This window comes from Xanthomonas sp. F4, assembly GCF_011761895.1.
The window spans coordinates 135,926-154,968 of record NZ_JAASQX010000007.1 but is presented as its reverse complement, the minus strand read 5'-3'; the positions used below and the strand labels follow the sequence as shown (position 1 = coordinate 154,968).

Annotated in this window: 14 protein-coding genes; 13 read left to right on the top strand and 1 reads right to left on the bottom strand. The window is 68.9% G+C overall.

Annotation, left to right across the window (positions count from 1 at the left end):
- Positions 1–41: 41 nt before the first annotated feature.
- Positions 42–2,471, bottom strand: a complete 2,430-nt coding sequence (locus FHR66_RS18650) for a penicillin-binding protein 1A (protein ID WP_160965388.1) — start codon at positions 2,469–2,471, stop codon at positions 42–44.
- A gap of 218 nt (positions 2,472–2,689) precedes the next feature.
- Here FHR66_RS18650 and FHR66_RS18645 point away from each other — a divergent pair, with 218 nt between their 5' ends.
- The 13 genes from FHR66_RS18645 (at position 2,690) to tkt (ending at position 18,884) form a co-directional block, all read left to right on the top strand.
- A complete protein-coding gene (locus FHR66_RS18645) occupies positions 2,690–3,748 on the top strand; it encodes a pilus assembly protein PilM (RefSeq protein WP_017908825.1) in 1,059 nt (352 codons plus the stop codon).
- A complete protein-coding gene (locus FHR66_RS18640) occupies positions 3,748–4,545 on the top strand; it encodes a PilN domain-containing protein (protein ID WP_160965389.1) in 798 nt (265 codons plus the stop codon). Before FHR66_RS18645 ends, FHR66_RS18640 begins: the two co-directional genes overlap by 1 nt.
- The gene (locus tag FHR66_RS18635) at positions 4,542–5,207 is read left to right on the top strand and encodes a type IV pilus inner membrane component PilO (RefSeq protein ID WP_160965390.1); all 666 of its coding nucleotides are present in this window, start codon (positions 4,542–4,544) and stop codon (positions 5,205–5,207) included. The genes FHR66_RS18640 and FHR66_RS18635 overlap by 4 nt, the downstream gene beginning before the upstream one ends.
- A 14-nt stretch (positions 5,208–5,221) precedes the next feature.
- Positions 5,222–5,743, top strand: a complete 522-nt coding sequence (locus FHR66_RS18630; protein WP_425612943.1) for a pilus assembly protein PilP — start codon at positions 5,222–5,224, stop codon at positions 5,741–5,743.
- A gap of 20 nt (positions 5,744–5,763) precedes the next feature.
- The gene (locus FHR66_RS18625; protein WP_160965392.1) at positions 5,764–7,662 is read left to right on the top strand and encodes a type IV pilus secretin PilQ; all 1,899 of its coding nucleotides are present in this window, start codon (positions 5,764–5,766) and stop codon (positions 7,660–7,662) included.
- Between the two features lie 151 nt (positions 7,663–7,813).
- Positions 7,814–8,833: an AAA family ATPase gene (locus tag FHR66_RS18620; RefSeq protein ID WP_160965393.1), complete on the top strand. Its 1,020-nt coding sequence runs from the start codon at positions 7,814–7,816 to the stop codon at positions 8,831–8,833.
- 85 nt (positions 8,834–8,918) lie between these two features.
- On the top strand, positions 8,919–9,854 hold the full coding sequence (locus FHR66_RS18615) for a DUF58 domain-containing protein (protein ID WP_160965464.1): 936 nt from the start codon (positions 8,919–8,921) through the stop codon (positions 9,852–9,854).
- A complete protein-coding gene (locus FHR66_RS18610) occupies positions 9,851–10,318 on the top strand; it encodes a DUF4381 domain-containing protein (protein WP_160965394.1) in 468 nt (155 codons plus the stop codon). Before FHR66_RS18615 ends, FHR66_RS18610 begins: the two co-directional genes overlap by 4 nt.
- On the top strand, positions 10,315–11,337 hold the full coding sequence (locus tag FHR66_RS18605) for a vWA domain-containing protein (protein ID WP_160965396.1): 1,023 nt from the start codon (positions 10,315–10,317) through the stop codon (positions 11,335–11,337). The genes FHR66_RS18610 and FHR66_RS18605 overlap by 4 nt, the downstream gene beginning before the upstream one ends.
- Positions 11,334–13,181 (top strand): vWA domain-containing protein, encoded by a 1,848-nt coding sequence (locus tag FHR66_RS18600; protein WP_160965398.1) that lies wholly within the window; start codon positions 11,334–11,336, stop codon positions 13,179–13,181. Before FHR66_RS18605 ends, FHR66_RS18600 begins: the two co-directional genes overlap by 4 nt.
- The gene (locus tag FHR66_RS18595; protein WP_456361781.1) at positions 13,178–14,935 is read left to right on the top strand and encodes a BatD family protein; all 1,758 of its coding nucleotides are present in this window, start codon (positions 13,178–13,180) and stop codon (positions 14,933–14,935) included. Before FHR66_RS18600 ends, FHR66_RS18595 begins: the two co-directional genes overlap by 4 nt.
- Positions 14,936–15,354: 419 nt before the next feature.
- Entirely contained in the window at positions 15,355–16,644 is a 1,290-nt protein-coding gene (locus FHR66_RS18590) for a dicarboxylate/amino acid:cation symporter (protein ID WP_160965400.1), read from the top strand.
- Between the two features lie 239 nt (positions 16,645–16,883).
- Positions 16,884–18,884, top strand: a complete 2,001-nt coding sequence (gene tkt / locus FHR66_RS18585; RefSeq protein WP_160965402.1) for a transketolase — start codon at positions 16,884–16,886, stop codon at positions 18,882–18,884.
- Positions 18,885–19,043: the final 159 nt, after the last annotated feature.

The window sequence follows — 19,043 nt, the reverse complement described above, 5'->3', positions numbered from 1 at the left end:
CGTGCCCCCGGCGAGCGCCGGGGGCGGGGGAAGCGGAGTGATCAGAAGATGTCGAACGCGGCGTCGTCGGTCTTCTGGTCCTGCAGGCTTTCGTCGAACTGCTGGATGCGGTCCATGTCCTCGGTCTTGACCCATTCCGTGGCGCCGTTGAGGCTGACCTGGACCATGCCGCCCGGCGGATCGTTGCGGGCGATCGGCTGGTCCTTCAGCGCGACCCGCATGTAGTCGATCCAGATCGGCAGCGCGGCCTTGCCGCCGTACTCGCGGTAGCCGAGCGAGCGGTAGTCGTCGCGGCCGACCCACACCGTGGTCACGTAGGGGCCGCCGAAGCCGGAGAACCAGGCGTCGCGGTGGTCGTTGGTGGAGCCGGTCTTGCCGCCCACGTCCTCGCGACCGAGCACCTTGGCCGCGGCGCCGGTGCCGCGCTGGACCACGTCGCGCATCATCGACACCAATTGATAGGCGGTGCGCTCGTCGATGGCGCGCGGCGCCACCTTGGCCTCGGGATCGGTGGCCGGGGCCTTTTCGTCCGCGGCTTGCGCGGTGGTCGCGGCCGGTTTGGCCGCCGCCGGCGGCGTGGCCGCGCCGAAGTTGAAGCCGTCGACCACCTGGCTGACCGGCGCCGCGTTGCCGCCGACGCTGCCGCAGCTGCGGCAGGCAGTCAGCGGGTGCTCCTGGAACAGGACATTGCCGTCGCGGTCGGTGACCTTGTCGATGATCCAGGTGTCGACCAGCGAGCCGCCGTTGGCGAACACGGTGTAACCGCGCGCCACCGACAGCGGAGTCAGCGAAGCGGTACCCAGCGACATCGACAGGTTCGGCGGCAGTTCGGCTTCCTGGAAGCCGAACTGGCTGATGTACTTGCGCGCGAAGTCCACGCCGATGGCGTCCAGCAGGCGCACCGAGACCAGGTTGCGCGACTGCACCAGCGCCTCGCGCAGGCGCATCGGGCCGCGGAAGCCGCCGCCGTCGTTCTGCGGCGACCAGGTCTTGCCGCGGCGGTCGCGGAACACCACCGGCGCGTCGAGCACGATCGAGGCCGGGTTGAAGCCCTTATCGAACGAGGCCGCGTACAGGAACGGCTTGAAGCTGGAGCCGGGCTGGCGGCGCGCCTGGGTGGCGCGGTTGAACTTGTTGCCGGCATAGCTGAAGCCGCCGACCATGGCGCGCAGCGCGCCGTTGTGGGCGTCCAGCGAGACCAGCGCGGCCTGGCCGCGCGGGATCTGGGTGATCTCCCATTCGCCCGGCTTGTCGCCGGCCTGGATGCGCACCAGGTCGCCGCGCTTGAGCAGGGTGGCCGGGCTGCGCCCGGTCCAGCGGCTGGCGGCCACCGGCAGCACCAGCTCGGTCTTGTTGGCGAGCACCACGGTGGCGCTGCCGTCGCTGCCGGTGCTGGCGACGATGCTCGGCAGCATCCCGCCCTGCGCGTAGACGCCGCTCAGGTGGCTGGCCAGCGCGGCCGCATCGGCGCTGGCGGGCAGGTCGAAATGCTTCTCGACGCCATGCCAGCCGTGGCGGCGGTCATAGACGACCAGGCCCTGGCGCACCGCATGGTTGGCGGCGGTCTGCAGGGTCGAATCGATGCTGGTGTAGACGTGGTAGCCCTTGTCCAGCACGTCGCCGCCGAAGCGCGCGATCATCTCCTGGCGCACCAGTTCGGCGACGTACGGGGCCTCGACCTCGACCGGGCGCTCGTGCGGCGCGGCGTGCATCGGCACCGCCTTGGCCGCCTCGGCCTCGGCCGGGGTGATGAAGCCCAGGGCGGCCATGCGGCTGAGTACATAGTTGTCGCGGCGCTGCTTGGCGCGCTCCGGGTTGCTGATCGGGTTGCCGCTGGAGGGGAACTTGGGGATGCCGGCCAACGAGGCCATCTCGTCCAGGCTCAGCTCGTTGAGCTTCTTGCCGTAGTAGTACTCGGCGGCGGCGGCGATGCCGTAGGCGCGGTTGCCGAAGAAACTCTTGTTGAGGTACAGCTCGAAGATCTGGTCCTTGGTCAGCTCGGCCTCGATCTTGCGCGCCAGCAGGATTTCCGCCAGCTTGCGGGTGTAGCTGTATTCCGAGCTCAGGAAGAACTGGCGGGCGACCTGCTGGGTGATGGTGGAGCCGCCCGGCACGCGCTTGTCGTTGGTGGTGGCCAGCAGCCACACCGCGCGGGCGATGCCCTTGTAGTCGACCCCGCCGTGCTCGTAGAAGCGGGCGTCCTCGGTGGCAAGGAAGGCTTGCTTGAGCCGCTCCGGCACGTCCTTCATGGTGATGGGGTAGCGCCGGGTCTCGCCGAACAGCGCCATCAGCTTGCCGTCGCTGGAGTAGACGTACATGGGCTCCTGCAGTTCGACCTTGCGCAGGGTCTGCACGTCCGGGAGCTTGGAGGAGACGACGTAGTAGAGCCCGCCTGCCACGGCGGCGCCGACCAGGCCAAGGAGGAGCAACATGACCAGCGCCCAGCGCAGCCAACGACGAAAACGGGGCATCGCGAGAGATTCCGATTGCAGATTTCTTGGGCGCAGAGTATAGAGTACGCCGGGGAACGGCTGGGGCCGGTTCCGGGGATGCGACGGGTTTGCTGCCGCAGGTCGTGCCGTGACACGGATCGCGGCATGCAACCGGGCGGTTGCCAATTGCAAAAAATTTGTTATTAATGCGCTGGCGCAACATTGGCGTCCAAGTGCCCGCCGGCAGGGGAAAATCCGTGGGGCTTATCCCAAAGAGTCAGCAACCGCTGATCGGCATCGACATCAGCTCGACTGCGGTCAAGCTGCTGCAGCTTTCGCGTAACGGCAACCGGTTCCGTGTCGAGCATTACGCCGTCGAACCCTTGCCGCCCAATGCCGTGGTCGAAAAGAACATCGTCGAGGTCGAGGCGGTGGGCGAGGCGATCCGCCGCGCCGTGACCCGTTCCGGCACCCGCGCCAAGCATGCCGCGGCCGCCGTGGCCGGTTCGGCGGTGATCACCAAGGTGATCCCGATGCCGGCCGAGCTGGACGAGAGCGAACTGGAAGCCCAGGTCGAGCTGGAGGCAGTGAACTACATCCCGTACCCGATCGACGAAGTGAACCTGGATTTCGAGGTGCTGGGCGTCATCCCCAACAACCCCGAGATGGTGCAGGTGCTGCTGGCCGCCTCGCGCTCGGAGAACGTGGAACTGCGCCAGTCGGCCCTGGAACTGGGCGGCCTGGTGGCCAAGGTGATGGACGTGGAGGCCTTCGCGGTCGAGAACGCCTTCGCGCTGGTGGCCAGCGAGTTGCCGGTGGCCGCCGACGGCATCGTCGCCCTGGTCGATATCGGCGCCACCATGACCACCCTCAACGTCCTGCGCGGCGGGCGTAGCCTGTACAGCCGCGAGCAGGTGTTCGGCGGCAAGCAGCTGACCGACGAAGTGATGCGCCGCTACGGGCTCACCTACGAGGAAGCCGGCATGGCCAAGCGCCAGGGCGGGCTGCCGGAGAGCTACGAGGTCGAGGTGCTGGAACCGTTCAAGGAAGCCACGGTGCAGCAGATCAGCCGCCTGCTGCAGTTCTTCTACGCCGGCAGCGAATTCAACCGGGTCGACCACATCGTCCTGGCCGGCGGCTGCGCCGCCCTGGCCGGGTTGCCGGAGATGGTGGAGGAGCAACTCGGCGTGGCCACGGTGGTCGCCAATCCGTTGGCGCAGATGACCCTGGGGCCGAAGGTCCAGGCGCACGCGCTGGCCCAGGATGCGCCGGCGCTGATGATCGCCACCGGCCTGGCGCTGAGGAGCTTCGACTGATGGCGAAGATCAATCTGCTGCCCTGGCGGGCGGAACGGCGCAAGCAGCGCGAACGCGAGTTCTACTCGATGCTGGGCCTGGCCGCATTCGCCGGGGTGCTGCTGGCCGGACTGATCTGGTTCTACTACGACCTGCAGATCAGCGGCCAGAACGAGCGCAACGCGTATCTGCAGACCGAGATCGAGAAGGTCCAGGCGCAGAACAAGGAAATCGACACCCTCGACGAGAAGAAGCGGCGGCTGCTGGCGCGCAAGCAGGTCATCGAGGAACTGCAGGCCAAGCGCTCGCAGATGGTGCATCTGTTCGACTCGCTGGTGCGGACCATCCCCGACGGGGTGGTGCTGACCTCGGTGAAGCAGGAAGGCGACATGCTGACCCTGGAAGGTCGCTCGCAGTCCAACGCGCGAGTCAGTACCTACATGCGCAACCTCGAAGGCTCGGGCTGGATGACCAATCCGGAGCTGACGGTGATCGAGGCCAAGGCCCAGGAGAAGGAAGCCAAGGGCCCGATCCTCGACACCAAGGCGCTGCCGTACGTGTTCACGCTGCGGGTCAAGCTGCCGGTGCCGGGCGAGAGCACCGATCCGGCGGCCGCCGGCACGGCGCCGGGCGGTGCCGCCACGCCCGCAACCCCTGGCGCAGCCCCCGCGGGCGGCACGCCTGGCACGTCGATGCCTGCGCAGGCACCAGGCGCAGCACCTGCGGCCGTACCTGCCCCCGGCAGCGCTGCCGCCCCGGCCCCGGCCACTCCGCCGGCACCCGCCGCCAAGCCAGCGCAACAGGGACCGGCGTCATGAGCAAGAAATTCAACATCAAAGAGCTGGATTTCAACAACATCGGCAACTGGCCGCAGCAGGCCAAGATCGTGTTCTGCGTGCTGGTGACGCTGTTCATCCTGATCCTGTCCTGGTTCCTGCTGATCAGCAGCAAGAGCGACGAGCTGCAGGCGTTGGAACAGAAGGAAACCGAGTTGCGCGCCTCCTTCGAGAAGGAGCAGAGCCGTGCGGTCAACCTGCAGCCGCTCAAGCAGCAACTGGTGCAGATGGAGCAGGTGCTGCAGCAGATGCTGCGACAGCTGCCGAGCAAGACCGAGATGCCCGACCTGATCATCGACATCTCGCAGACCGCGCTGTCCAGCGGCCTGACCAACGAGTTGTTCCAGCCGGGTCCGGAGTCGCCGAAGGAGTTCTACGCGGAGAAGCCGATCGCCTTGCGCATGGTCGGCAGCTACCACCAGTTCGGCGCCTTCGTCAGCGGCGTGGCGTCGCTGCCACGGGTGGTGATCCTGACCATGCACGACATCAACCTGAAACCGCGCGACAAGAGCAACGGCATCACCGCGCGCGGCGAGCTGGAACTGTCCGGTACGGTCAAGACCTATCGCTACCTGGACGACAAGGAAATGGAAGAGCAGGAGCAGGCCGCCAAGAAGGCGGGCAAGCAAGGCGGTGGCGCATGAGCCGGCAGCAGCGGATGGTCAGGATGCTCGTTGCGGGCGCGTTGGCGCTGGTGCTTGGCGCGTGCGGCCGCACCATCACCAGCACGCCGGGCGATGCGCCGAACCTGGAGAACTGGGTGAAGGAAGTGCGCGCGCGACCGGCGCAGCCGCTGGAGCCGTTGCCGGTGATGCAGCAGTTCGAGACCTTCGAATATGCGGCGCAGGGCCTGCGCGATCCGTTCAGCGATGCCTGGGCCAATCCCGATGGCAGCAGCGGTCTGCGCCCGGATCCGAACCGCCGCAAGGAACCGCTGGAGCAGTTCCCGCTGGACAGCCTCAACATGGTCGGCACGCTGGGTAGCGGCGCGGGTCAGGTCGCGCTGGTGATGGCGCCGGACAAGGTGACCTACCGCGTGCGTCCGGGCGTGTACATGGGGCAGAGCGATGGCCGCGTGACCGGGGTGCACGAGGATCGCATCGATTTGATTGAACTGGTGCCGGATGGCGCCGGCGGCTGGTTGGAACGTCCCGCCTCCGTCGCGCTGGACGATCAATGATTGATTATGGGGATAGCACGATGACTTTTTCCAAAGCCCTGAGCCTGCGCCCCATCCGGCGTCATGCGACGATGCGGCTATGCGCGTTGGGGTTGGCGGCACTGCTCGGGAATGCGGTCGTCGCCAGCGCGGCGCCGGCCGCCGCGCCTGCTGTCACGCCCGCCGCACCCGCGGCGGCGCCGGCCAAGCTCACGGTGTCGAAGATCGACTTCAAGCGCGGCGACGGCGGTGCGGGGCGGCTGATCCTGTCCTTCAACGGCAACGGCGCCAGTCCTGACCTGCGTACCCAGGGCAACAACGTCGTGGTCGACGTCGGTAACGCCATGCTGCCGCCTGAGCTGCAGCACCCGCTCAACGTCACCGATTTCGCCACTCCGGTGCAGCGCATCGATGCCAAGCCCTACGCGGGCGGCGCGCAGTTGGTGCTGAATACCAATGGCGCATTCGAATCGCTGGCCTACCAGTCGGGCAATGAGTACGTGGTCGAGATCACCCCGCGCGCCGCCGCGCCGGCGGTGGGCGCAGTTACCGCGACCACGGTCAGCCAGGCCGCCGCGCAGGTGGCCGAGCGCGGCTACAGCGGCAAGCCGGTGACCTTCAACTTCCAGGACGTGCCGGTGCGCACGGTGCTGCAGCTGATCGCCGAGGAGTCCAATCTCAACATCGTCGCCTCCGACACCGTGCAGGGCAGCGTCACCCTGCGCCTGGTCAACGTGCCGTGGGACCAGGCGCTGGACATCGTGCTGCGCGCCAAGGGCCTGGACAAGCGCCGTGACGGCAAGGTGATCTGGGTCGCGCCGCAGCAGGAACTGGCCAAGTTCGAGCAGGACAAGGAAGACGCGCGCATCGCGATCGAGAACCGCGAGGACCTGATCACCGACTATGTGCAGATCAACTACCACAGCGCCACGGCGATCTTCAAGGCGCTGACCGAGGCCAAGGGCATCGGCGGTGGCGGTGGCGGTGGTGGCAGTGGCGGCTCGGGTGGCAGCGGCAGCAGCCAGAACGACAACGGCTTCCTGTCGCCACGCGGGCGCCTCGTCGCCGATGAGCGCACCAACACGCTGATGATCAGCGATATCCCGAAGAAGGTCGCGCAGATGCGCGAGTTGATCAACGTGATCGACCGGCCGGTCGACCAGGTGCTGATCGAGGGTCGCATCGTCATCGCAACCGATACCTTCGCCCGCGACCTGGGTGCCAAGTTCGGTATCGGTGCCACGCGGACCTATGGGGACAATGTCGCCACGGTCGGCAGCAACGCAGTCGGTGGCGGCGTCACTACGCGTGGCCTCAATGTCGATCTGAGCGGCCCGACCTTCACCAGCGCGCAGACCCTGCCCAGCCTCGCCTACACTCTGCTCGGCAAGAACTTCAATCTGGATCTGCAGCTGTCGGCTTTGCAGGAAGAAGGGCGGGGCGAAGTCATTTCCAATCCGCGCATCGTGACCTCCAACCAGCGCGAGGCGGTGATCCGGCAAGGCAAGGAAATCGGCTATGTCACCATCACTGGTGGAACCGCCGGCACCGCGGCGACGCCGAACGTACAGTTCAAGGAAGTGTTGCTGGAGCTGAAGGTGACGCCGACCATCACCGACGACAATCGTGTGTTTTTGAACATGAACGTCAAGAAGGACGAAGTCGAACGCTATGTGGTCTTGCAGAACTACGGCACCGTGCCGGAAATCAACCGGCGCGAAATCAACACGGCGGTCCTGGTCGACGATGGGCAGACGGTGGTGATCGGCGGTGTCTACGAGTTCAACGACCGCAGCAGTATCTCCAAGGTGCCGTTCCTGGGCGACGTCCCGTTCCTGGGAAATCTGTTCAAGAAGCGCGGTCGCAACAAGACCAAAGCGGAATTGCTGATCTTCGTGACCCCCAAGGTGATGCACGTGGCAAAGCGCGCGCCGGCCTGAGCTGCAAATACAGGTGGTACCCTCCGACGGGAGAGGCGCAGGCCTCTCCCGTCGCCGTTTGGGGCCATGGATGAGGAAACCCTGAATTCGCGGCCTGGAGCCTCGGCCAGGCGCGGAACCATTTTCACCGGCGATCGGTCAGACTGCGCAAATGAACACTCCATCCCCGACCCTCGATTCCCCGCTGGCCGCGCCCGAGCAGCAGCGCCTGCACGCCGCGTTCGTCGCACTGCGCGACGGCCTGTCCCAGACCATCGTCGGCCAGTCGGCGCTGGTGGAGCGCCTGCTGATCGCGCTGCTTGCCGACGGCCATCTGCTGGTCGAAGGCGCGCCCGGCCTGGCCAAGACCACGGCGATTCGCGCCCTGGCCTCACGCCTGGAGGCCGACTTCGCCCGCGTGCAGTTCACGCCCGACCTGCTCCCGGCCGACCTCACCGGCACCGAGGTGTGGCGTCCGCAGGAAAGCCGCTTCGAGTTCCTGCCCGGGCCGATCTTCCATCCGATCCTGCTTGCCGACGAAATCAATCGTGCACCGGCCAAGGTGCAATCGGCGCTGCTCGAAGCGATGGGCGAGCGCCAGGTCACCGTTGGCCGGCATACCTATGCGCTGCCGAAGCTGTTCCTGGTGATGGCGACGCAGAACCCGATCGAGCAGGAAGGCACCTTCCCGCTGCCGGAGGCGCAACTGGACCGGTTCCTGATGCACGTGCGGATCGGCTATCCGGAAGCGGCAGCGGAAGCGGAGATCCTGCGCTTGGCGCGCGAACGCGCGCGCGAGACGCTGGAGGCGGGCGAGGCGCCGCCGCCGCGCATGCCGCTGGACGACGTGTTCGCGGCGCGACGCGCGGTGCTGGCGCTGCACATGGCGCCGCCGCTGGAGCGCTATCTGATCGAACTGGTGCTGGCCTCGCGCGATGCCAGCGGCTACGACGCCGCGTTGGCGCGGCGCATTGCTTGGGGCGCGAGCCCGCGCGGCTCGATCGCGCTGGAGCGTTGCGCGCGCGCCCGGGCATGGCTGGCCGGACGCGACTTCGTCACGCCCGACGACGTACGCGCGGTCGCCGCCGATGTATTGCGCCACCGCGTGCTGCCCAGCTACGAAGCCACCGCCGAAGGCTGGGACGGCGATCGCCTGGTCGCGGCGCTGCTGGACAAGGTGCCGCCGCCATGACCGGACGCGGCCAAGCACGGCTGTTGCCCGCCGCCCGCCTGCGCGCGGAGTAACGAGCATGGCACCGCAGCCGACCGCGCCGGGCATGCCGCACGCCGCCGCGCCGGGCATGCCGCACGCCGCCGCGCCGGCCGAGGCGGGGATCCGTCCCAGCCTGGCCGAGTTGGTGGCCCTGCGTGCCGCCGTTGCGCGTATCCCGCCACCGCGCCGCGGCCGCCATGGCCTCAGCGGCGCTGCCCCGTCGCCCATGCGCGGGCGCGGCATGGAGTACGCCGAATCGCGCGAGTATGTGGCGGGCGACGACGTCCGCCACATCGACTGGCGGCTCACCGCGCGCAGCGGTCGCACCCACACAAAATTGTTCCAGGCCGAGCGCGAACGGCTCAGCCTGATCGTTGCCGACACCGCGCCGTCGTTGTATTTCGGCACCCGCGTCCGCTTCAAGTCGGTGCAGGCGGCGCGTGCCGGGGCGGTCGCCGCGTGGGCAGCGCAGCGCCAGGGCGATCGCCTGGCCGCCTTGCGCGGCAGCCGCAGCGAAGCACCGGTGCCGCCCGCCTCCGGACCGCGCGGCGTCCTGCGCGTGCTGGATGCGTTGACGCGCTGGTATGCGCAGCCGCCGCAGGAGGACGCCGGCCTGGGCATGGCCCTGGATCACGCGGCCAAGCTGTTGCGCCCCGGGTCGCGCCTGACCGTGCTGGCCGACCCGGCCAGCGCGCAGGCCGTGCCCGCGGCGCGCTGGGCCGCGCTGGCACTGCATAACGAAGTGGAGTTGCTGCTGCTCGCCGATCCGCTGGAGGTGCAGCCGCCGCGCGCGGCCCTGCCGTTCTGGGCGAGCGGCCGCCGCGTGGAAGTGGATCTGCTGGCGAGCACCGCACAACAGCGCTGGCGCGCGCAGTTCGTGCAGCCGTTGGAAACCCTAGCCGCGGAACTGCCGGGCCGCGGCGTGCAGGTGCGGGTGTTGCTGAGCGACGCGCCCAGCGAGTCGTGGTTGCTGCCGGTGCAACGGGGCGCGACGGTATGAGCCCGCAACAACTGCCCCTGCGCGATGTGCATCTGCCGCCGGCACCGGCCTGGTGGCCGCCCGCGCCGGGCTGGTGGATGCTGGCGGCGGTGTTGCTGCTGGCGATCGGCGCGGCGCTGTTCGTGTGGATGCGCCGGCGCCAGCGCGTGCAGCGTTGGCAGCGCCAGTTCGACGCGGCAACGCGCACGGGCGAACCGCCGACGCAGGTGGCCGCGGTCTCTGAGTTGTTGCGGCGTGCGGCACAACGCCGCGATCCGGCCGCTGCGGCCTTGCAGGGCGAGGACTGGCTGCGGTTCCTGGATGGCGGCGACAAGCGCCAGGATTTCTCCACCGGCCCAGGCCGTGTGCTGCTCGATGGCGGCTACCGGCTCAGCGTGGACCCGGCGCAGGTGCAGGCGCTGCTGCCGCTGGCGCGGCGCCGGTTCCTGGCGTTGATGGCGGCGCGGCGCGGAGGACGGCGATGAGTCTGTTGCCGTCGTCGTGGCAGAGCCTCAGCGACCTGGTGGCCGGCTTCGCCTGGCCCTGGATGTGGCTGGCCATGCCGCTGCCCTTGCTGGCCAATCTGCTGCTGCCGGCGCGGCGCGGCAATGCGCCGGCCTTGCGCGTGCCCTATGGCGAGCGCCTGCAGGCCGTGGCCGCCGCACCGGCGCGCGGCGGGTTATGGCGCGCCAGCGTCTGGCTGGCCTGGCTGGCATGGTTCTGTCTGTGTGCCGCCGCGGCGCGGCCGCTGCAACTTGGCGAACCCATCGCGCCGCCGCAGCAGGCGCGGCAGTTGATGCTAGCGGTGGATCTGTCCGGCAGCATGAGCGAGCCGGACATGACCCTGGGCGGGCGCGTCGTCGATCGCCTGACCGCGGCCAAGGCGGTGCTGGCCGACTTCCTCGACCGCCGCGACGGCGACCGCATCGGCTTGCTGGTGTTCGGCCAGCAGGCGTATGCGCTGACGCCGTTGACCGCGGACCTTGCCACGGTGCGCGACCAGTTGCGCGACAGCGTGGTCGGCCTGGCCGGCCGCGAGACCGCGCTGGGCGATGCGATCGCGCTGGCGGTCAAGCGCCTGCGCGAGCAGCAGCAGGGCGAGCGGGTGCTGATCGTGCTCACCGACGGCGTCAACACCGCCGGCGTGCTCGACCCGCTGAAGGCCGCCGAACTGGCCAAGGCCGAACACGTGCGCGTGTACACCATCGCCTTCGGCGGCGATGGCGGCATGTCGCTGTTCGGCCTGCCGATTCCCGGCAGCGGCGGCGACGACCAGGTCGACGAGGACACGCTGCGCAAGATCGCGCAGGACACCGGCGGTCGCTTCTTCCGCGCCCGCGATACCGCCGAACTGGCCTCGATCTACGCCGAGCTGGACCGGCTCGAACCGGTGCGTTCGGCGGGTCCGGCGGTGCGGCCGCGGATCGAGCGCTACGCCTGGCCGTTGGCTGCGGCGTTGGCGCTGGCCCTGCTGTCCTTCATCTGGCCCTGGAGGCGGCAATGACCCGCATGATGGAGTTCCTCCAGGCCCTGCACCTGCTGCGCCCTGAGTGGCTGTGGGCGCTGCTGTTGCTGCCGTTGCTGGGTTGGAGTTGGTGGCGCCGGCGTCGCCGCCGCGACATCTGGCGGCGCACGGTGGACCCGCATCTGCTGCCGCACCTGTTGGCGCGTGGCGACGCCAAGGGCAATGCCGGCCTGCTGGTGGGCGCGTTGGGCTATGCGCTGGCTGTGCTGGCGCTGGCCGGGCCGAGCTGGCGCCAGGAACAGCAGCCGCTGTGGCAGGCGCGCACGCCGTTGGTGATCGCGCTGGACCTGTCCGCGCAGATCGACGCGCGCGATCTGCCGCCATCGCGGCTGTTGCAGGCGCGGGCCAAGTTGGCGCGCCTGTTGCACGAGCGCGCCGGCGGCGAAGTGGCCTTGCTCGCATATGCCGGCGAGCCGTACACGGTGGCGCCGCTGACCGACGATGCGGCGAACGTCGGCCTGTTCCTCGACGCCTTGTCGCCGCAGGTGATGCCGGTGCCGGGACAGCGTACCGACCTGGCGATCGACTGGGCGGCGCAGTTGTTGCGTCAGGCCGGCTTCTCCCGCGGCGACATCCTGGTGCTCAGCGATCAGGCCGACACGCAGGCGCAGCAGGCGGCGGCGCGTGCGGCCGGGCAGGGGTATCACGTGTCCGCGCTGGGGCTGGGCACCACGCAGGGGGCTGCGTACCGTAACGACCAGGGCCGGCTGGCGCACGCGCAACTGGATGCGGGTTCGCTGCGTGCGCTGGCCACGGCCGGCGCGGGACGCTATGCCGCGTTGACGCCTGACGATGCGGATCTGCGCGCGCTGGGCGTGCTGCGGCCGCAGGAAGAAGAGGCGACGGCGGCCGACGAAAGCCATGGCCGCGTGTGGCTCGATCAAGGCTATTGGTTGCTGCCGCCGCTGATGCTGCTGGCATTGCTCGCGTTCCGCCGCCGTGGTGGCGCCGCGGTGCTGCTGCTGGTGTTGGCGCCGCTGGCGATGCCGCTACCGGTTCATGCGCAGGCACCGGCGGCGCCGCAGGCACAGACGCCGGCGCCCGGTCCTGTCGCAGGCGGGTGGTGGGAACGTGCCGACCAGGTCCGCCAGCAACGGCTGGACGCGGGCGTGCAGGCCTACCGCAAGGGCGATTTCGCCGCCGCGCAACAGCAGTTCGAAGGCATCGACAGCGATGCCGGCTGGTACAACCTCGGCAATGCCCTGGCCCGCCAGGGCCGTTACGACGAGGCGATCGAGGCCTATGACAAGGCGCTGAAGCTGCATCCGCAGATGGCCGATGCGATCGCCAACCGCGCGGCGGTGGAGGCGGCACGCAAGCGCCAGTCGTCGCAGAATTCGAAGTCCGGCCAGCAGGGCAAGGACGGCAAGCAGCAGAAGGATGGGCAGCCGCAGAACGGCCAGCAACAGAGCGGTCAACAGCAGAGCGGTCAGCAGCAGAACAGTCAGCAGCAGTCGGGCAAGCAGCAGGACCAGCAGCAGAAGGATCAGCAACAGGGCGGCCAGCAGCAGAACGGCCAGCAGGGACGCAATGGCACCAAGGACGCGCAACAGGCGCCGCCGAAACCCGGCGATGCGCAGACGCAACAGCAGGCCGATGCGGCGCAGCGCCAGCAGATGCAGCGGGCGATGGCGCAGCAGGGCGGCGCCGACAAGCAGGCCGCCGAACGTGCCGCTGCCGCCGCGAACGAGACGCCGCAGCAGCGCGAGCAGCGCCAGGCGGTAGAGGCGTGGTTGCGGCGGGTGCCGGACGATCCGGGCAATCTGCTGCGCGCCAAATTCAGGCTTGAACACGAACGCAGGCAGCGGGAACAAGAACCATGACCCACTTCAAGCGACTCGGCCAGGGGGCACGCGTCTTCGCGGCGTTGATGGTAGTGGCCGCGCTGCTGCTGGCGTTGCCGGCGGGCGCCGCCACGCGCGCGTGGCTGGATCGCGACAACGTCGGCGCCGGCGAGGGCGTGACCCTCAACATCGAGACCGACCAGGCGGCGGCGACGCCGGACTACACGCCGCTGCGCGCCGATTTCGCGCTCAGCAACGAGGTCAAGAGCCGGCAGATGCAGATCGTCAATGGCGCGGTCTCGGCGAAGTCCTTGTTCGGCGTGATGCTGACGCCGCGCAACACCGGCACGTTGGAGATTCCGTCGCTGCAGGTCGGCAACGAGCGCACCGCGCCATTGCGGCTGGAGGTGGCTGCGGCCAGTGCCGCGGCGCCGGCGACCACCAATGCCGATGTGCCGGCGCAGGTGGGCAACGCCGATGTGTTCGTGCAGACCGTCGTCGACGACGCACAGCCCTACGTGCAGCAGAGCGTGGGCGTGGTGGTGCGGCTGTATCTCGGCGTGCCGCTGAGTTCGGGCGAACTCGACCTGGACGCGCCGGCCGGCGCGTCGCTGCAGCGCGTCGGCGACGACATCCAGAACCGCCGCCAGATCGACGGACGCATGTACACGGTGGTCGAACGGCACTACCTGCTGGTCCCCGAACGCAGCGGTTCGCTGCTGCTGCCGGGCGCGCGTTTCAGTGGCCGCGGTCCCACCGGCTTCTTCGACGACTACTTCGGCCGCGGCGGCGAACTCAATGCGCGCGGCACTGCGCAAACCCTGCAGGTGCGCGCGCAGCCGGCCAACGCGCCGCAGCCGTGGCTGCCGCTGCACGAACTGCGCCTGCGCTACACCGCCACGCCGCAGCGCGCCAAGGCCGGCGAGGCTGCCGACATCGTGGTCGAGGCGACCGCGCGCGGCGCAACCCAGGCGCAGTTCCCCGAGCTGCCCACGCCCAGCGTCGATGGTGCGCAGGTGTTCGCCGAGCCGCCGCAGGTGCAGGAACGCTTCGTCGACGGCGGTCCGCAGGTGACCGTCAGCCGTCGCTACTCGATCGTGCCGCAGGCGGCGGGCCCGTTGCTGGTGCGTGGCCTGCGCATGCCGTGGTGGGACGTCGGCGCCGGCGCCGCGCGCGAGGCCAGCCTGCCGGACCTGACCTTGCAGGTGCAGCCCGGGCAAGGCGTGCCTGCGCCGGCACCGGCCCCGGTCAGTCCCGCGGCGCCGACGCTGAACGTGGTGCCGGCCGACAACGCGGTGGCGCCGACGCACACGTTGCAGGGTTGGCTGGCCTCGTTGCCGCTGTGGATGGGGCTGGCCGCGGGTTTCGCGGTGCTGTGGTTGGCGACCCTGGTCTGGGCCTGGCGTCGCGCGCGCCGCTTGCGCGTCGCCGCCGCATTGCCGGCGACGGCGCCCAACGCTGCGCCTGGCGCGACGTCGGCGCCCGTGAATCCACGCGCCGCGCTGCCGGAGTTGCGCAAGGCCCTGGACAGCGGCGGACTGGACGAGGTCGCGGCGATCCTGTGCGCGCAGGCTGGCGTCGCCGATCTGGATACGGTGGTGCAGCGTCTGGACGATCCGACGCAGCGCGACGCGGTGCTGCGCATGCAACACGCACGCTGGGGCGGTGGTGGCGATGTGGCCGGCGCGCGCGCCGCGTTGCGCCAGGCGTTCTGGGCCGGCCCGCGCTGGCGCACTACGTCGCGCAAGCAGGACAAGGACGAGCTGCCGCCGCTGTATCCGCGCGACGCGTGAAGCGTCCCTCGTCGGCGAGAGCGAACGGCGCCGCGTAGTGCGTGCGTCAAGGAGTTGCCGCAAGCTGGCGCTTGGCGACGGATTGGTCCCGGAGAGAAGACAGAGGCGTATTTCCTCCAGCAGCCGTTGCTTCGATGTCGTGGGTCGCAAGATGTGCGTGGCCGAGGCGTCTTTGCCTGTGTCGAGGATGCGAGGGACGGCCGATGCGCGCCCGGCGTCAGCAAGACCTGTCTTGGCAGGGCTAACGCGGTCGCGCTGGCGTGTATGGAGAAAGAGAGGGGGCGAAGCGTGTCTTGATCGCGGATCACGGCCACGCATGCGGGCATGGATGCGGCGCGGCTGGCGCACGGCCCGTGCGGGCTTGCGGCTTCCCAGTGGGGGTTTGTTAAGCTCGGGATTCTCTCTCGCAAGGCGCACTCATGACCGACACCCCCGTGAAGGCCGAAACCGGCATGCCGTTGCACTGGAAAATGGCGATCGGCTTCGTCCTCGGATTGGTGCTGGGGCTGGCGGTACACATGAGCGTCGGGGGCGATGCGGCCTGGGTGCAGGCGCTGACCAAGTACCTCACCACGCCGTTCTCCAAGCTGTTCCTCAACCTGATCTTCATGCTGATCGTGCCGCTGCTGTTCTCGGCGCTGGTGATGGGCATTTCGGAGATGGGCGACATCCGCGCGCTCGGCCGGATCGGCTGGAAGACGCTGGGCTACACCGTGGTGCTGTCCGGCGTGGCGGTGCTGCTCGGGCTGGTGCTGGTCAACGTGCTCAAGCCCGGCATCGGCGTGGATCGCGAGCTGGCGCAGCAGTTGCTGCAGCAGAACGTGGAGCGTACCGCGCAGATCGTCGACCAGAGCAAGCACCAGCCGCACGGCATGGACATGCTGCTGTCGATCGTGCCCGACAACGTGATCGAAGCCGCCTCCAGCAACGGCGCGATCCTGTCGCTGATGTTCTTCGCGGTGATGTTCGGCGTGGGCATGGTGCTCAGCGAGGACGCCAAGGTGGCGACGCTGCGGCGCGGCATCGAGGGCGTGTTCGAGATCTCGATGACCCTGATCGGGCTGGTGATCCGCCTGGCGCCGTATGCGGTGGCCTGCTTCATGTTCAACCTGGCGGCCCTGTTCGGCTTCGAATTGTTGGTACGGCTGGGCGCCTACGTGGGCGTGGTGGTGTTGGCGCTGGGCCTGCACATGGTGGTGAGCTACGGCGTGGCCGTGCGCCTGGCCGGGCGCTCGCCGCTGTGGTTCTTCCGCGCCACCCGCGAAGCGACGGTGATGGCGTTCTCCACCGCGTCCAGCAACGCCACCCTGCCGACCGCGCTGCGCGTGGCCGACCAGATGGGGTTGCCGCACAAGGTCTCGCGCTTCGTGCTGACCGTCGGCGCCACCGCCAACCAGAACGGCACCGCGCTGTTCGAGGGCGTGACGGTGATCTTCCTGGCGCAGTTCTTCGGCGTGGAGCTGAGCATCGCGCAGCAGTGCATGGTGATGCTGGTCTGCATCCTCGGCGGCATCGGTACCGCCGGCGTGCCGTCCGGCTCGCTGCCGGTGGTGGCGCTGATCTGCGCGATGGTCGGCGTGGACCCGGTCGGCATCGGCATGATCCTGGGCGTCAACCATTTCCTGGACATGTGCCGCACCGCGCTGAACGTGACCGGCGACCTGGCCCTGACCACGTTGGTGGCCAAGGGCGAGGACGGCCGGGATTAGGAATTCGAGATTAGGGATTGGTAAAGGCGGCAGTGCCGCCGCCTGACGGACCACGCGTGAGAACGGCTTCAGCCGCGATAGGTGTTTGCCGGGAATGGCCCGCCGCGGCTGAAGCCGCTCCGACGCCATCTGAAGCGTCCAGCCAGTGCCGCTGCGAATCCCCAATCCCCAATCTCCAATCCCCGCCTGTGGGACAATAACGGACCCGACGCCACGCGCCCGCTTCCGACAGATCCCTCATGACGACGCCTACCCGCCGCGAACTCGCCAACGCGATCCGTTTCCTTGCCGCCGATGCGGTCGAGGCCGCCAATTCCGGCCATCCCGGCATGCCGATGGGCATGGCCGACATCGCCGAAGTGCTGTGGAACGACTTCCTCAGCCACAACCCGAACAATCCGCACTGGTTCAACCGCGACCGCTTCGTGCTGTCCAACGGCCATGGCTCGATGCTGCAGTACGCGCTGCTGCACCTGTCCGGCTACGACCTGCCGGTCGAGGAGCTCAAACGCTTCCGCCAGCTGCACAGCAAGACTGCCGGCCATCCGGAGCGCAGCGAGACCCCCGGGGTGGAGACCACCACCGGTCCGCTCGGCCAGGGCTTCGCCAATGCGGTCGGTTTCGCGCTGGCCGAAAAGCTGCTGGCGCAGCGCTACAACCGCCCCGAGCACCAGATCGTCGACCACCGCACCTGGGTGTTCATGGGCGACGGCTGTATGATGGAAGGCGTGTCCCACGAGGCCGCCTCGCTGGCCGGCACCTGGGGCCTGGGCAAGCTGGTCGCGTTCTGGGACAACAACCATATCTCCATCGACGGCAACACCGCCGGCTGGTTCAGCGACAACACCCCGGCCCGGTTCGAGGCCTACGGCTGGCACGTGATCCGTGATGTCGACGGCCAGGACGCTGACGCGGTCAAGGCCGCGATCGAGGCGGCCATCGCCGAGAGCGAGAAGCCGACCCTGCTGTGCTGCCGCACCACCATCGGCTTCGGTGCGCCGACCAAGGCCGGCAAGGAATCCTCGCATGGTGCCGCGCTGGGCAAGGAAGAGCTGGAAGGCGCGCGCAAGGCGCTGAACTGGCCGTACGCGCCGTTCGAGATTCCGCAGGAAATCTACGACGGCTGGCGCGCCGGCGGGGCCGGCACGCTGCGCCAGGCCGAGTGGGAGCAGGCCTTCGACAAGTACGCCAAGCAGTACCCGGCCGAAGCCGCGGAACTGACCCGCCGCTCGCACGGCGAGCTGCCGGAGGACTTCCTCGCCCAGGCCGACGCCTACATCGCCAAGCAGGCCGCCGAAGGCCAGACCATCGCCTCGCGCAAGGCCTCGCAGATGGCGATCGAAACCTTCGCGCCGCTGCTGCCGGAGCTGGTCGGCGGTTCGGCCGACCTGGCGCATTCCAACCTCACCCTGTGGAAGGCCAGCAAGTCGGTCGCCACTGACGATCCCAACGCCAACTACGTGTACTACGGCGTGCGCGAGTTCGGCATGACCGCCATCGCCAACGGCCTGGCGCTGCATGGCGGCTTCATTCCGTTCGACGCCACCTTCCTGGTGTTCAGCGACTACGCGCGCAACGGCGTGCGCATGAGCGCGCTGATCCCGGCGCATGCGATCCACGTCTACACCCACGACTCGATCGGCCTGGGCGAGGACGGCCCGACCCACCAGCCGGTGGAGCACCTGGCGTCGCTGCGCTACATCCCCAACAACGACGTGTGGCGCCCCTGCGACACGGTGGAGTCGGCGGTGAGCTGGAAGGCCGCGATCACCCGCAAGGATGGCCCGAGCTGCCTGGTGTTCAGCCGCCAGAACCTGCCGTTCCAGGCGCGCAGCGCCGAGCAGATCAAGCAGATCGAGCGCGGCGGCTACGTGCTGGCCGATGCCGAGGGCGGCACGCCCGACGTGATCCTGATCGGCACCGGCTCGGAAGTCGGCCTGGCGGTGGAAGCCAAGCAGGCACTGGATGCCGCGGGCCTGAAGACGCGCGTGGTGTCGATGCCGTGTACCGACGTGTTCGATCGCCAGGACGCCGCCTACCGCGAGTCGGTGCTGCCGTCGGCGGTGCGCAAGCGCGTGGCGGTGGAAGCCGGTGTCACCGCGTTCTGGCGCGCCTACGTGGGCCTGGACGGCGCCGTGGTCGGCATCGACAGCTTCGGCGCCTCGGCGCCGGCGAATGTGCTGTACAAACACTTCCGGATCACCGCCGAGCACGTGGTGGCGGCGGCGAAGGCGCTGTAAGCCGAGCTCCCCGATGGGTGACGGGAAAGGCCGGCGCATGCCGGCCTTTTTCTTGCCTGTGTGGATGTGTCGTGTGAGGAAAGTGGCTTTGGCAGGAGCGGCTTCAGCCGCGACCGCCGTTCCCTGTAACGCCCGTCGCGGCTGAAGCCGCTCCTACCA